This window comes from Stenotrophomonas sp. YJH_SMC_79 (genome assembly GCF_059367995.1).
This window is the reverse complement of the sequence record NZ_JCAFRK010000002.1, coordinates 69,251-82,670: the sequence shown is the minus strand read 5'-3', so window position 1 is coordinate 82,670 and position 13,420 is coordinate 69,251. Positions and strand designations below refer to the sequence as shown.

15 protein-coding genes and 1 tRNA gene are annotated in these 13,420 nt (G+C 65.3%); 6 read left to right on the top strand and 10 right to left on the bottom strand.

What is annotated here, in order from left to right; genetic code table 11:
- Positions 1–78: 78 nt before the first annotated feature.
- Entirely contained in the window at positions 79–507 is a 429-nt protein-coding gene (locus AC5P57_RS07250; protein ID WP_262234632.1) for a pilin, read from the bottom strand.
- Between the two features lie 352 nt (positions 508–859).
- On the opposite strand from AC5P57_RS07250, the gene AC5P57_RS07245 reads away from it, so the two are divergent.
- Genes AC5P57_RS07245 through coaE form a run of 3 tightly spaced genes read left to right on the top strand, consistent with a single transcriptional unit; the run spans position 860 to position 3,613 of the window.
- Positions 860–2,119 carry a type II secretion system F family protein gene (locus tag AC5P57_RS07245; protein ID WP_099553737.1) on the top strand — a complete coding sequence of 420 codons (1,260 nt, stop codon included), beginning with the start codon at positions 860–862 and terminating at the stop codon, positions 2,117–2,119.
- A 7-nt stretch (positions 2,120–2,126) separates the two neighbouring features.
- Positions 2,127–2,990: a prepilin peptidase gene (locus AC5P57_RS07240; RefSeq protein WP_005410800.1), complete on the top strand. Its 864-nt coding sequence runs from the start codon at positions 2,127–2,129 to the stop codon at positions 2,988–2,990.
- A gap of 11 nt (positions 2,991–3,001) precedes the next feature.
- Positions 3,002–3,613 (top strand): dephospho-CoA kinase, encoded by a 612-nt coding sequence (gene coaE / locus AC5P57_RS07235; protein WP_099553739.1) that lies wholly within the window; start codon positions 3,002–3,004, stop codon positions 3,611–3,613.
- 93 nt (positions 3,614–3,706) lie between these two features.
- On the opposite strand, the gene AC5P57_RS07230 is transcribed toward coaE, so the two are convergent.
- The 5 genes from AC5P57_RS07230 to rimK all read right to left on the bottom strand — a co-directional run bounded on the left by AC5P57_RS07230 (position 3,707) and on the right by rimK (position 7,884).
- The gene (locus AC5P57_RS07230; RefSeq protein WP_099553741.1) at positions 3,707–5,074 is read right to left on the bottom strand and encodes a sensor histidine kinase; all 1,368 of its coding nucleotides are present in this window, start codon (positions 5,072–5,074) and stop codon (positions 3,707–3,709) included.
- The gene (locus tag AC5P57_RS07225) at positions 5,037–5,714 is read right to left on the bottom strand and encodes a response regulator transcription factor (protein ID WP_005410804.1); all 678 of its coding nucleotides are present in this window, start codon (positions 5,712–5,714) and stop codon (positions 5,037–5,039) included. Before AC5P57_RS07225 ends, AC5P57_RS07230 begins: the two co-directional genes overlap by 38 nt.
- Positions 5,715–5,722: 8 nt before the next feature.
- Complete coding sequence (locus AC5P57_RS07220) at positions 5,723–6,193, bottom strand: hypothetical protein (protein WP_099553743.1); 471 nt, start codon at positions 6,191–6,193, stop codon at positions 5,723–5,725.
- Between the two features lie 89 nt (positions 6,194–6,282).
- On the bottom strand, positions 6,283–6,759 hold the full coding sequence (locus AC5P57_RS07215) for a hypothetical protein (RefSeq protein ID WP_142806628.1): 477 nt from the start codon (positions 6,757–6,759) through the stop codon (positions 6,283–6,285).
- A 246-nt stretch (positions 6,760–7,005) separates the two neighbouring features.
- Positions 7,006–7,884 carry a 30S ribosomal protein S6--L-glutamate ligase gene (gene rimK, locus AC5P57_RS07210; RefSeq protein ID WP_049404361.1) on the bottom strand — a complete coding sequence of 293 codons (879 nt, stop codon included), beginning with the start codon at positions 7,882–7,884 and terminating at the stop codon, positions 7,006–7,008.
- A gap of 165 nt (positions 7,885–8,049) precedes the next feature.
- Between rimK and AC5P57_RS07205 the strand changes: the two genes are divergently transcribed.
- Together AC5P57_RS07205 and AC5P57_RS07200 are read left to right on the top strand one after the other, a co-directional pair.
- Positions 8,050–8,415: a hypothetical protein gene (locus AC5P57_RS07205; RefSeq protein ID WP_239506832.1), complete on the top strand. Its 366-nt coding sequence runs from the start codon at positions 8,050–8,052 to the stop codon at positions 8,413–8,415.
- Between the two features lie 79 nt (positions 8,416–8,494).
- Positions 8,495–8,932, top strand: a complete 438-nt coding sequence (locus AC5P57_RS07200; protein ID WP_262234631.1) for an acyl-CoA thioesterase — start codon at positions 8,495–8,497, stop codon at positions 8,930–8,932.
- Here the strand turns inward: AC5P57_RS07200 and AC5P57_RS07195 are convergent, their stop codons facing one another.
- From AC5P57_RS07195 to AC5P57_RS07180, 4 genes are all read right to left on the bottom strand, one after another.
- Positions 8,933–10,129 (bottom strand): hypothetical protein, encoded by a 1,197-nt coding sequence (locus AC5P57_RS07195; protein ID WP_262234630.1) that lies wholly within the window; start codon positions 10,127–10,129, stop codon positions 8,933–8,935.
- A 32-nt stretch (positions 10,130–10,161) separates the two neighbouring features.
- On the bottom strand, positions 10,162–10,566 hold the full coding sequence (locus AC5P57_RS07190; RefSeq protein ID WP_099553753.1) for a DUF805 domain-containing protein: 405 nt from the start codon (positions 10,564–10,566) through the stop codon (positions 10,162–10,164).
- 311 nt (positions 10,567–10,877) lie between these two features.
- A tRNA-Gly gene (locus AC5P57_RS07185) sits at positions 10,878–10,951 on the bottom strand.
- A gap of 114 nt (positions 10,952–11,065) precedes the next feature.
- On the bottom strand, positions 11,066–12,901 hold the full coding sequence (locus AC5P57_RS07180; protein ID WP_099553755.1) for an autotransporter outer membrane beta-barrel domain-containing protein: 1,836 nt from the start codon (positions 12,899–12,901) through the stop codon (positions 11,066–11,068).
- Positions 12,902–13,108: 207 nt separating this feature from the next.
- On the opposite strand from AC5P57_RS07180, the gene thiS reads away from it, so the two are divergent.
- Positions 13,109–13,309: a sulfur carrier protein ThiS gene (thiS, locus tag AC5P57_RS07175; protein WP_262235181.1), complete on the top strand. Its 201-nt coding sequence runs from the start codon at positions 13,109–13,111 to the stop codon at positions 13,307–13,309.
- Positions 13,310–13,420: the final 111 nt, after the last annotated feature.

Genomic DNA, 13,420 nt, shown 5'->3' with positions numbered 1-13,420 from the left:
GGCCCGCTGAAGCGGGCCTTGTGTAGTTCTGCGAAATCACGAGGAACTCAAGCCCTCGTCATTCACCAGTCAGTACGATCAGCTGCAACCAGCCGGCACGAACTTCGGCTTGACGTCGGTAACCTTGCAGGAGAAGCCGCCAGCCTTGGTGATGGTGCCCTTGTCGTCAACGGTCGGCTCAGCATAGGCCAGCTGCAGCTTGGAAGCGTCGCCGATACGGCCCGGATCACGGATGGTGCAGGTCATGCCGGTGTCATCGACTTCAATGGCCGAGCAGTTGCCGGTATTGGCAGCCTGGAAACCAGCAGTGACCAGAGACGGGGTCTTGCCATTGCTGACTTCCATCTCGAACTGGGTCTTGTGCGCAGCCAGGTCGGCCAGCGCAGCGGTGACCTTCGACTTCGAGGTGTAGTCCTGGTAGGCCGGCAGCGCGATGGCGGCCAGGATGGCGATGATCGCGACGACGATCATCAGTTCGATAAGGGTGAAGCCCTTCTGGTTCTTCATTGGTACATCCCCAAGATAGTGGTGGTTGAGTTCAGTGCACGGGATCGGACCGGCCAGCGCCGGTTGAGCGGGCCCCGCGCCCTGCGGGTGGATCAACGCAGGTTGCGTGCCAACCCCGGCACGCCTCCCCCTGGATTTCCCCGCGCCCATGATGGCAGCAATTTCGCGGATGGGAACCCCCTGCATCCGAATCTGCGATGGACGCGGCAATGTGACGCAGTGCGTCACCTTTGGTCGGCACCCGGCACGAAATCGCACGCTGGGCCGCCTGCCAACTGCCCATCCGGCCTTGAACCCGCTACCATCAATGGCTAGTTACCCGCCTGGGGATGGCGGGTCTTGGGGAGCCAACATGTCTGTCAGTCGCAGTGCGATCAAGAAAGAGCCGGTGGCGCGCGCCACCATGGAACTGCAGCCGTTTGTCTGGGAGGGGACCGACAAGCGGGGCGTGAAGATGAAAGGCGAGCAGCTGGCCAAGAACGCCAACCTGCTGCGCGCCGAGCTGCGCCGCCAGGGCATCAACCCGGGCCAGGTCAAGCCCAAGTCGAAGCCGCTGTTCGGCGCCGCCGGCAGCCCGATCAAGCCCAAGGACATCGCCTTCTTCAGCCGGCAGATGGCCACGATGATGAAATCCGGCGTGCCGATCGTGTCGTCGCTGGACATCATCGCCAGCGGGCACAAGAACCCGCGGATGAAGAAGCTGGTGGACACCATCCGCACCGACATCGAAGGCGGCTCTTCGATGCATGAGGCCATCAGCAAGCACCCGGTGCAGTTCGACGAGCTGTACCGCAACCTGGTACGGGCCGGTGAAGGCGCCGGCGTGCTGGAAACCGTGCTGGACACGGTGGCCACCTACAAGGAAAACATCGAAGCGCTGAAGGGCAAGATCAAGAAGGCGCTGTTCTACCCGATCATGGTGGTGGTGGTGGCCATGCTGGTCAGCGGCATCATGCTGGTGTTCGTGGTGCCGCAGTTCGAGGACGTGTTCAAGAGCTTCGGTGCCGAGCTGCCCGCCTTCACCCAGATGGTGGTGAACCTCTCGAGATTCATGGTGTCGTGGTGGTGGCTGATGCTGCTGGTCGCGATCGGTACGGCGGTCGGCCTGGTTATGTCCTACAAGCGCTCGCCGAAGATGCAGCACGCGATGGACCGGTTCGTGCTGAAGGTGCCGGTGATCGGGCAGATCATGCACAACAGCGCCATCGCCCGCTTCTCGCGCACCACCGCGGTGACCTTCAAGGCCGGCGTGCCGCTGGTGGAGGCGCTGGGCATCGTGGCCGGTGCCACCGGCAATACCGTGTACGAAGAAGCGGTGCTGCGCATGCGCGACGACGTCTCGGTGGGTTACCCGGTGAACATGTCGATGAAGCAGACCAACCTGTTCCCGCACATGGTCATCCAGATGACCGGCATCGGCGAAGAGGCCGGCGCGCTGGATGCCATGCTGTTCAAGGTGGCCGAGTACTATGAGCAGGAGGTCAACAATTCGGTGGATGCCCTGAGCAGCCTGCTGGAACCGATGATCATGGTGTTCATTGGTACCATTGTGGGCGGCATGGTGATTGCCATGTACCTTCCCATCTTCAAACTCGGCGCCGTCGTCGGATAACACATACATGGCTTTTCTCGACCAGCATCCTGGCCTCGGCTACCCCGCCGCGGCCGCCTTCGGACTGCTGCTGGGCAGTTTCCTGAACGTCGTCATCCTGCGCCTGCCCAAGCGGCTGGAATGGCAGTGGAAGCGCGATGCGCGCGAAGTCCTGGAGGAACCGGACTTCTATGAGCCGCCCCCACCGGGGATCGTGGTCGAGCCGTCGCACTGCCCGCACTGCAAGCACAAGCTGAGCTGGTACGAGAACATCCCGCTGTTCAGCTGGATCATCCAGGGCGGCAAGTGCCGCCACTGCAAGGCGCCGATCTCGCTGCAGTACCCGCTGGTGGAGGCGCTGACCTCGCTGCTGGTGGTGGCCTGCGTCTGGCAGTTCGGCTTCGGCTGGCAGGGTTTCGGCGCCATCGTGCTGACCTGCTTCCTGATCGCGCTGTCCGGCATCGACCTGCGCACCCAGCTGCTGCCCGACCAGCTCACCCTGCCACTGATGTGGCTGGGGCTGATAGGCAGCATCGACAACCTCTACATGCCGGCCAAGCCCGCCCTGGTGGGCGCAGCGGTGGGCTACCTGTCGCTGTGGACGGTCTGGTGGCTGTTCAAGCAGCTGACCGGCAAGGAAGGCATGGGCCACGGCGATTTCAAGCTGCTGGCGGCACTGGGCGCCTGGTGTGGCCTGAAGGGCATCCTGCCGATCATCCTGCTGTCCTCGGTGCTGGGCGCCATCATCGGCTCGATCTGGCTGTACAGCCGGGGCCGTGACCGCGCCACGCCGATTCCGTTCGGCCCCTACCTGGCCATTGCCGGCTGGCTGTACTTCATGTGGGGTGCGCCGCTGGTGGAGCAGTACATGGTGATGAGCGGGCTGCGCTGAGGGGAGTCCCCATGAGCCGCTACGTGGTTGGCCTGACCGGCGGCATCGCCGCCGGCAAGAGTGAGGTGACCCGGCGCTTCGAGGCGCTGGGCATCGTGGTGGCCGACGCCGACCTGGCCGCCCGGGCCGTGGTCGCCGCCGGCAGCCCGGCCCTGGCCCGCATCGCCGAGCGCTTCGGCGCCGGCATGCTGCTGGCCGATGGCAGCCTGGACCGGGGTCGCCTGCGCGCCCACGTCTTTGCCGACCCGGCCGAGCGGACGGCGCTGGAAGCCATCACCCACCCGGCCATCCGTCTGCTGATGCAACAGCAGTGCGAGCAGGCTGAAAGCCCTTATGCGATTGCCGCCATTCCGCTGCTGACCGAGGTCGGTGGCCGAAAGGCATACCCCTGGCTGGACCGGGTACTGCTGGTGGATGCGCCGGAAGCCGTGCAGCACGCCCGGCTGATGCAGCGCGATGGCATCGACGCCGCGCTGGCCGACCAGATGATTGCTGCGCAGGCCAGTCGTGCGCAGCGGCTGGCACTGGCCGATGACGTGGTGGTCAATGATGGGCAGCCGGAGGACCTGCAGGTGCAGGTGGAACAGCTGCATGCGCGGTATCTGGGGTTGGCCCGGGGTTGAGGCCTGGTTGCCGGCTCGCGGCCGGCGCCACCGAAACGCATCCACGCATGGCGTGGATCTACGTAGCCGGGCCCATGCTCGGCTCGGCTTCGCTTACAGGGGTTTCGGCGAAAACGTCAGGGTGGCGATCACGCCGCGCTCGCCACCGGGGCGCACGCTCACCTGCCAGCCGTACAGGTCGCACAGACGGCTGACGATCGACAGGCCGATGCCGCCACCCTGCGAATGGCCGGCATGGGTGCCGCGGTAGCCGCGCTGGAACAGCTTGGCCGCATCTTCCTCGCTCAGGCCCGGGCCGCTGTCGGTTACCGACACCGAATTGGTGCCCACGAAGACGCGCACTTCGCCATCCTGCGAGTACTTCACCGCGTTGCCGATCAGGTTGCCCAACGCCACCGACAGCGCCGCCTCGGGCGCATCGATCACCAGGTTGCGCTCGCCTTCCAGCAGCAGCTCCAGCGGCTTGCCGCCCAGCTGCGCGCGGTGCGCATCCAGCAGCTGCTCGGCCACGCGGGCCACGTTGCTGGTGCCCTGCCCTCGCTCGTTGCGCGACAGCAGCAGCAGCGCACCGATCAGGTCGCTGCACTGCTGCTCGGCACGCTGGATGCGCTGCAGGCGCTGCAGCACCTTCTCGTCCAGGCCGGGCCGGGTCAGCAGCAGCTCGGTGGCACCGCGGATCACCGCCAGCGGCGTGCGCAGTTCATGGCTGACGTCTGCATTGAACTCTCGGTCGCGCTGCACCACTTCGGTCAGCCGCGAGGAATAGTCGTCCAGCGCCTGTGCCAGCTGCCCCACCTCGTCATCGGGAAAGCGCGGCGCCAAGGGCTCGGGATCACTGGTACCGCCACGGTACGCACGCAGCCGCGCGGCCAGGTCCGACACCGGCTTCATCACCTTCGATGCCGACCACCAGCCCAGCACCAGCGACAGCACGCTGAACACCAGCACCGACAACACCAGCGCGCGGTTGAGCTGCTTGCCACCGCGCACGCTGTCGGTCATGTCATAGGCGAGGAAGAACCAGGCGTCGGGCGTCTTCCGCACGGCCAGCTTGTAGGAATAGGGTTCGCCGTGTTCGTCGCCGCTGACGCTGTGGATGCCATCGGAGAAGCCCGCCCACTGCGCGCGTTCTTCGCGCACCCGGTCGAACTTGTCCTTGGAATAGGCATACGCACGGATCTGCAGCACCGGCGCGTCCGGGTTGTGGCCCGGGTGTTCGTAGTAGCGCCGCGCGTACTCGTCGATGTTGCGGTTCATCAGCTCTTCCACCAGCTGGTTTTCCACGCGCAGGCGGGCCCAGTTGGTGGCGAACGCGAACAGTGTTGTCAGGCAGAAGCCCAACAACACGAACGAGACGATGATGCGGCTGCGCAGGCGCCGCCTGTATGGCGTGCGCCGGCGCTCCCCCTTGGCTGCCACGGAATCAGGCTTCCGGGGTGGCGATGCGGTATCCGATGCCATGGCGGGTCTGGATCAGCGGCACTTCAAACGGCTTGTCGACCACCGCACGCAGGCCATGGATATGCACGCGCAGCGAATCCGAGTCGGGCAGTTCCTCGCCCCACACGCGGGTTTCCAGTTCCTGGCGGGTCACCACCGCCGGCGCCGCTTCCATCAGCGCCTGCAGGATCTTCAGTGCGGTCGGGTTGAGCTGCAGCAGCTTGCCCTGGCGGCGCACTTCCAGCGTGTCCAGGTTGTACTCCAGATCCCCTGTTTCCAGCACGCGGGTCTGCACGCCCTTGCCGCGGCGCGACAGGGCGTTCAGACGCACTTCCACTTCCTGCAGCGCGAACGGCTTGATCAGGTAGTCATCGGCACCGGAATCGAAGCCGGCCAGCTTGTTGTCCAGCGAATCGCGGGCCGTCAGCATCAGCACCGGGGTCTGCTTGCGCGCTTCATTGCGCAGCTTGCGGCAGACTTCGATGCCGTCCATGCCTGGCAGGTTGAGATCCAGCACGATCGCGTCGAACTCGTGCACCACGGCCAGATGCAGGCCGGTGACCCCGTCAGCCGCGAAGTCCACCGTATGCCCCCGGTCCTCCAGATAGTCGCCCAGGTTGGCCGCAATGTCGCTGTTGTCTTCGATTACCAGGATTCTCACTGTCACCTCTAATTGACTGTACTGCCGGCGCGCATGACCTGCCTCATGTCCTGCTGTGCCCGTTCCTTCTGCCGAGCACGCTCGGCGACGGTCATGCACTGCGTCGTGGTCCGATTGGAACCGATGGGCTTTTCACGTTGGCATATTAGACGACTATCTTCACGCGCCTGTGTCAAAACCGTGTTCACGACCTGCTGATCGTTGAAGACCTGGGTTTGCACCGGTTCAGGCATGGAATCGCGCGCCGGGTACTGCTCCACCGCTGCCCGCATGCGTGCCAGGGCGTCGTTGACGCGGGTGCGCTCGTCCTGCTTGAGTTCCGAATAGGTTTCGCCGTCCTTGAGCTCCACCTCGATACGCGCGATCTGCTGCTGCAGCGGCTGACCGGGCACGAACACCTCCTTGCCCCGGGATGCCGATGCGGTACTGACCAGGGCGAGTCCTGACAACAGGACGGCCGACATCAAAGCCTGTTTCATGGCAAACAAATCCTTGTCTGTGGCGAATCCCGACTCTATTCGCACCACCTTCACGCCAGCAAGTGCCAATGGTCGGGGCCGCGGAAGCTCTACCGCGAGCTGGCAGGGTTGAAGTTGTTGAAGGTGCGCTGGTCGTTCAACAGCGCCTTGCCCTTTTCCTCGATCCGGCGGCGCTCGGCCACCGTCAGGCAGCGGCTTTTGGGCATGTTGCTGCCGGTGCTGCGCGTGTGCTGGCAGATCTGCCGGCTGTCCTCGTGGGCGCGGGTGAGCAGGGTATTGATGCGCTCCTGGTCGTTGAAGACCTCCCCCTGCACCTGCGGTGGCAGTTCCTGCAGGCTCTGGTGGGCGCCCATCCGCGCGGTGATCCGGGCCAGTGCCTGGCGTACCTCGCTGCGGTCATCAGCGGAAATCTCGCTGTAATCGCCATCATCCAGGGCCTTTTCGACCTGGCGCACCTGCTCGGCCACCGGCGACTGCCGGTCCATCTGCACAACGGATGTCTCCGGCTTGGCCGCAGCAGATCCGGCCAGGCCCAGCAACAACGCGATCATCGTGATGCGGTACATCGCCAGCCTCCGATCCATCCAGGAACGATGGGGGCCACTCTACGGCCGTCACGCTGCCTCCACAAGGGACACCGGGCAGGCATAAAAAATACCCAGGCGGTGCCCCCGCCTGGGTCTGAAGTTGTATCCCGATACCGATCCTGCTGAGAGGCAGAGCTGCGGTTCGCTGAAGCCTACGCGCGGGCCGATTAAAGGCTTGTTAAAGCCCGCCTCATCCGTCCATGAGAATTTCAAATCATTGAATACTCAGGGCTTTTTAAGCTTCTCGACGTGTTCGATGATGCGCGTGGCCACGTCCACCCCGCAGGCGGCCTCGATCCCTTCCAGCCCCGGCGTGGAGTTGACCTCCAGCACCAGCGGGCCACGTGCGGAGCGGATCAGGTCCACCCCGCACACCGAAAGGCCCAGCGCCCTGGCCGAACGCACAGCGACCTGCTGCTCGGCGCGGCTGGCCTTGGCGGCCACGGCGGTGCCACCGGCATGCAGGTTGGAGCGGAAGTCCCCTTCCGGCGCCTGTCGCTGCATCGAGGCCACCACCTGATCACCGACCACGAAGCAGCGCAGATCGGCTCCCTTGGCTTCGCCGATGAACTCCTGCATCAGGAAGTTGGCGTACAACCCGCGCAGGGCCTCGACAATGCCGCGCGAGGCGCTGGCCTTCTCGGTGAGGATCACGCCGCGGCCCTGGGTGCCTTCGTTGAGCTTCACCACGTGCGGGGGCGGACCGAGCATGGACAGCAGGTCGACGGTGTCGTCGGGGTTGTCGCCGAACACGGTGACCGGCATGTCGATGCCCTTGGCCGCCAGCAGCTGGTGCGCGCGCAGCTTGTCGCGCGAACGCAGGATCGCGTCGGAGGGATTGGGCGTGCGCGCGCCCATCAGCTCGAACTGCCGCAGCACGGCGGTGCCGTAGCGGGTGATCGAGGCACCGATGCGCGGGATGACCATGTCCACGCCGGTCATCGGCCGGCCCTTGTAGTGCATCGAAAAGCCATCGGCGGCAATGCGCATGTAGCAGCGCAGCGGGTCGAGGATGCGCACAGTATGGCCGCGCGCGCGTGCCGCCTCGACCAGCCGGCGGGTGGAATACAGGGAACTGTTGCGGGACAGGATGGCGAGCTTCATCGCGGCAGGATCGGGCGGCAGGCGCGCAGCATAGCGCGGGCGTGTGGCGGGTGGATGATGCCGCGCGGGCAGGCGATTCTGCGTGCCTGGCAGGGCTGTGCGAAGATGCCCTGCCGGCTACAGGACAGGACACTGCCGGCCCATGCAAACCAAGGAGAACCACAGATGCGAATGGGAATTCCGCTGTTGTTGCTGTTTGGCCTGGTGGGAGGCGCCGCAGATGTGCAGGCTGCGCCGACCCATGCAGTCTCCCGGCTCTACTTCGATGCCAACAACACCCTGATCGGCCAGGGCCTGCGCTACTGCACCGGCAGGACCCAGCACCAGGGCGTTGCCTCTCATGCCAATACCCGCTGGATCGATGTCTCTTACGCGTGCCAGGGCGACTCGACCGACGTTTCCTACGGCAGCTGGGTGCCTGCGCAACTGCGGCAGGATTTCTGCACGCTGTATGACGCCTGCACATCGCTGATGCCATGGCCGGAACCCGGCCTGCCCGGCACCCTCGGCAACGGCTTCTACTCTGACTGACAGCCGCTGGCCGCCGTACCGTCTCCGGCGATGGCAGCGCCGTCGCCGGAGACTCCACCCGCCATGCCCCGGAGACTCCATGCCACTGACGATCCTTCCGCGCTTCTCCGAAGTGGATGTACTCGGCCACGTCACCAACACCGCCCTGCCCGTCTGGTTCGAGGAAGGTCGCCAGGAGATCTTCCGGCATTTCAGCCGCGAGGCCAGCATGCGCGATCTGGCGCTGATCCTGCGCCGCTACGAGATCGACTTCCTGCGGCAGATACAGGCGGGGCACGAAGTGCGCATCGAGACCCGGATCGAGAGCATCGGCCGCTCGTCGCTGTCGATCGTGCAGCAGGCGTTCCAGTTCGAGGCCCTGGTGGCCAGCGGGCACTGCGTGATGGTGCATTTCGACTACACGACCAACGCCTCGCGCGAGATCGATGCGGAGCAGCGCCAGGCGTTGTCGGGGCTGTTCACCGAGGAATATGCGCTGTCGCTGCGGGAAACGAGCGCGCGCACCGTCGAGGCCTGATCAGCGCGAGGGAAGGCGCAGCCTGAAACGCCCATCACGGGCGCGCAGCGCCAACCCGGTTTCACGCCATTCCACGGGCAACTCCAAGGCTGTGTGGGGCGTGGGGTACCGATGCACGGCATCGAACTCCCAGCGCTCCTCGTAGGCTTCGCACTGGAGTGTGCCGTCATCGTCAACGTCGATCACATTGATCCAGGCCACGCTCCGGGCCTTGCCGAAGCCTCCCATGGCATGACGGGCAAAGGCCTGCCAGCGCCCCTGCCAGCAGGCAAGCCACACGCCCTCGATGGGTCGCAGGTTTTCATCAAGCACACTGCCGGCCACCACCACGCAGCGTCCCGACGGACTCGCGATCACCGTCTCCAGATCACAGACGTGGCGACCACTGCAGGCCTCGTCAAGGTAAAGGGAGTACGGGCAGATGCACGCGAACAGGGCCGGATGCGCGGTCACGCGCAGATCATCGGGAAGCAGTGGGACCGCGCGCAGGACCCGGGCATCAGGCAGGAGGTACCTCAGCTCCTGCGGCACTCCGGCGGCCAGCGCCGGATGTCCGTGCTCCAGCCATAGGCCGCGGCAGGGATGCAGCTGGGTCACGCCGCCGGACTGGCTGCGCAGCCACGACTCCGCCCCGGCGTCCCCCTCGGACTGCCGGCGCTCGCTCAGCTGCTGCCGGAACAGGCTGGGAGCAGCCGCAAGCACGTGCACCGCCTTGCGGCGCTCGTCGTAGACGAGCACCGCTTCGCATCGATCAACGTATCCGCTGGCCAGGCGCAGCGCGCCTCCCGGAAGGTCCTGCCATTCACCGCTGGCATCACGGCTGCCGCCGGTGGATACGCCTTCGACGATGGCCCCATCGCGCAGCATCTGCGTGCTGTACGCCGGCCCGCCCATGCCCAGCTCGCCCCAATCCAACAGCACATCATGTGCGGGCGGCCGGTCGGCAAAGGGCGTCATCGATCGCGAGCGCAGGCGTGAACCGCCCACGGCATCGCCGACCAGATCGATTCGCTGCAGCGCGCCCCCCAGCGCAAGGCACACGGCAAGGCCGACAATCACGCCCAAAGGTGACCACCAGGCCACGCAGACGGCGATCAAGGCCAGGAACGGCACCCACTGGGTGTAGCGCCGGACGGCGCTTCGATCAACCGGCATGCGGATGAGAGGGGCGCAGCTGCGAACCGTCCACGTCTGCATGGCCGCTCTGATCGATTGCGGCCGATGCCGGTTCAATCATCCTGCATCCCCGGAACTGCACCGAATCGATTCTCTTCCTCGCTCCCGGGAAGCAGCATGACCGGAAAGAGGACGAACACCCCCAACGGAATGAACGCGATCACGGTGTACCAGCCTGACTCGTCGATATCGTGCAATCTCCGCACGGTCAGGGCCAGCATCGGAGGCAGGAAGACGATGACAGCGCAGACGGTCATGACCCATCCCAGCTTCCACAGGATCTCGGACGTTTCCCAATCGAACGACAGGTAGCCGACCAGCCAGTAACCGCGATCCATCACGCTGTAGCTCACCGCCATCACGAACCCGGCAAGCAGCGAATACGACCAGAACTCCCTCCGGTCGGATCGTCCGGAAAAATCAAAGCATCGCCTGATGGGCACAAGTGCAGCGATCATTCACGCTCCGGGCAATGGATGATGGGCGTCAACAGCTAACGATCTTTTAGCATTCCGAAGCCAAGCATCAACTGAACCCTGCGACCCGACCAAGCCGAGGAGGCCACAGCAGCTGCGGCTGCAGCAGGGGAATTCCTGTCATGCAGGCCCCGCGCCAGCGCGCGTTAGGACACGGCCGATCCGGCCAAGGGGTGTTTGCGAAGCGAACGTCCAGCCCTGGCATTCACCGACCATCTCGACCGGGATCCATGCGCGGAAAAGCGGGGTTCGGATATCGCGGAGCGTCTGCCTGGCGCAGACCGCTGGAAACATGGAGCGGGCGATGGGAATCGAACCCACGTCAGTAGCTTGGGAAGCTACAGCTCTACCATTGAGCTACGCCCGCATTGGAGGTGAAAGTCTATGCGGTGGGGCCGGTGCAGCGCAATGGTGACCGCCGCATCCGCGCGGCGCTGGAGCCCTTTCCTTGCGGAAAGGGCTCCGGCCCGGCGGTTGCTGCTTAGAAGGTGCCGCTGAAGTTGGCGAACAGCGTCGCGTCCTGGGCACGCTTCTGCCCGGCTGAAGCGCTCAGGCCGAAGTTGCTCTGCAGCCCGAACAGTTCGGTGCGGGCACCCAGCACGACGGTCGCGTAGTCCTTGTCGAACTTCAGGCCCGGCACACGGTAGCTGCCCAGTTCCGGCAGGGTCTGCAGCCATGCGCTGGCCTGCTTGGTGTCTTCGAACTCATGGTCGTAGGTCAGCTGCGCGTACGGCTTGAGGGTGCCGCCATCGAAGCGGGCCTGCCAGCCGATGCGGCCAACGGTCGAATCAACGTTCTGGCGGTCGTAACCCAGCGCGGTGGCCAGGGTGCCGGCCGCAGCGCTTTCGGTGTAGCCATCGATCTTCACCTTCTGCCAGATCACCGAAGCGATCGGGCCGTGGCGGAAGCCGCCTTCGGTGCCAAACTCGTAACCGGCGTTCAGGGCGGCGGTCAGGTTGCTGCCGTCCGGCGAACCACCGTGCTCGCGGGTGGCCGGGCCAAGCTGGACCTTGCGGTTCACGTCATACGACAGCCAGGTGTAGCTGACCTGGCCATTCACCCAGATGCGATCGCCGTACCAGCCGGCGAACAGACCGGCGGTGGTGTCCTTCTGGGTGAAGTCGCCACGGCTGTTGCCGAAATCGGCGTTGAGGCGGCCGAAGCCGGCGAAGCCGCCGAACACCATGCCGTCGCGCGCCCAGTCAATGCCGAACAGGCCGGCCGGCGCCAGGCCGTCGTACAGATCCGCGTGGTCGTAGCGCTGCAGGTCACCGCGCACGCCACCCCACCAGGACAGGCCGTCGGCCGGACGACCACCCAGGTGCATGCTGACCTGATCGGCACGCGAACGACCGATGGTCTGCGCCGAGTGGCTCAGCACCTGCTGCAGGCGCGGGGCCTCCAGCACCGAGACCGCGTACTGGCCCAGCAGCTGGTGGCCCGCCGTGGTCGGGTGCACGCCATCGGCGAACAGATAGGTGTTGGCCGCATCCGGGCTGACATAGCTGGTCGGATTGCAGCCGATGATGCTTGCAGTGGAGTTGTTCGGATCGATCCTGCAGGCGGTGCTGGTGACGTTGGTGAAGCCGTACATCGCCGGGTTGGCTGCCACTTCGCCCAGCACGGTGAAGGTATCGAGCGGGATGAACTCGATGCCGGCCTGCTTCAGGCCACCGTACAGGGCCTTGTTGTAGCCGGCCGAAAGCGCGGTGGCGGTGGCCGCGTTCGGGCCGCGGAAGGCCGGGGTCAGGCCGACGTTCGGCAGGTTCGGCACCAGCACGTACTGTGCACCAGCCTGCTTCAGCGCGCCGACCAGAGCGATCTGGTCGGTGACGGCCGCGCCGATGATGGCCTGCGCCTGCGCCGGATTACCCGCGGCGGCGAACAGGTCGTTGGCACCGCCCCAGACGGTATACAGGGCGTTTGCGTCAGCCTTGCCGCCATTTGCGGCAAGGTAACGAGCAGCCTGCGACTTCAGCGACGGAATGGCACCCAGGCCACCCGCTTCGTCGACCGATACGCGGGCGCCACCGACAGCATAGTTGTCACCCTTCTGGCCGTTGCCGTTGGCACCGCCGTTGAGGCCGTAGTAATTGGCGACCTGCTGCGACCACACCCAGCCCGGGTTGGTGGTGAACTGGCCGGTGACCGGCTGCACGCCCGGATCGAGCAACGGGCGGAAGTAGCCGGCATCGGTGAGGCTGTCACCGAAGAACACGGCCTTGGAATACGGGGATTCGCCTGCCATGGCCGGAAGCGCGGCCAGCGCGATCGCGGCCGCCATCAGGGAGCGGATCGGGCGTTTGCTGAGCAGCATGTAAAAAACTCCTGTGGGGATATCGTTGAGGACCCGGCGGACGTACGCCGGCGCACGGTGAATGGTTTCACTGCGCTGCGTTTTGCTCACGCTGCGCCGCCGCATGGATTGTCGCCTGAGGGCGCTGGACCATGCTGTGCCGGGGCTGGCGATCAATGAAATTTGCAGGGATTCCGATCCGCGCAGGCCATCGGCGACAATGCGGCGATGAACATCCAGCTCAATGGCGAACCCCGCACCCTGCCCGCTTCGGCGACCCTCCAAGACCTGCTCGAGGCCGAGCAGTTGCTGCAGCGCCGGGTGGCAGTGGAGGTCAACGGCGAGATCGTCAGCCGCAGCCGCCACGGCGAACATGTACTGGCCGAGGGTGATGTGGTCGAGATCGTGCACGCGCTGGGCGGGGGCTGAAGCTGTCCGTGTACCCAGGGGGTCAGATCCCTTTGCCGATGGCAAAGGGATCTGACCCCACTCTTCCCCACCCTCTGCGTGATCCCATCTTCAGGCGGATAGGCGATAATC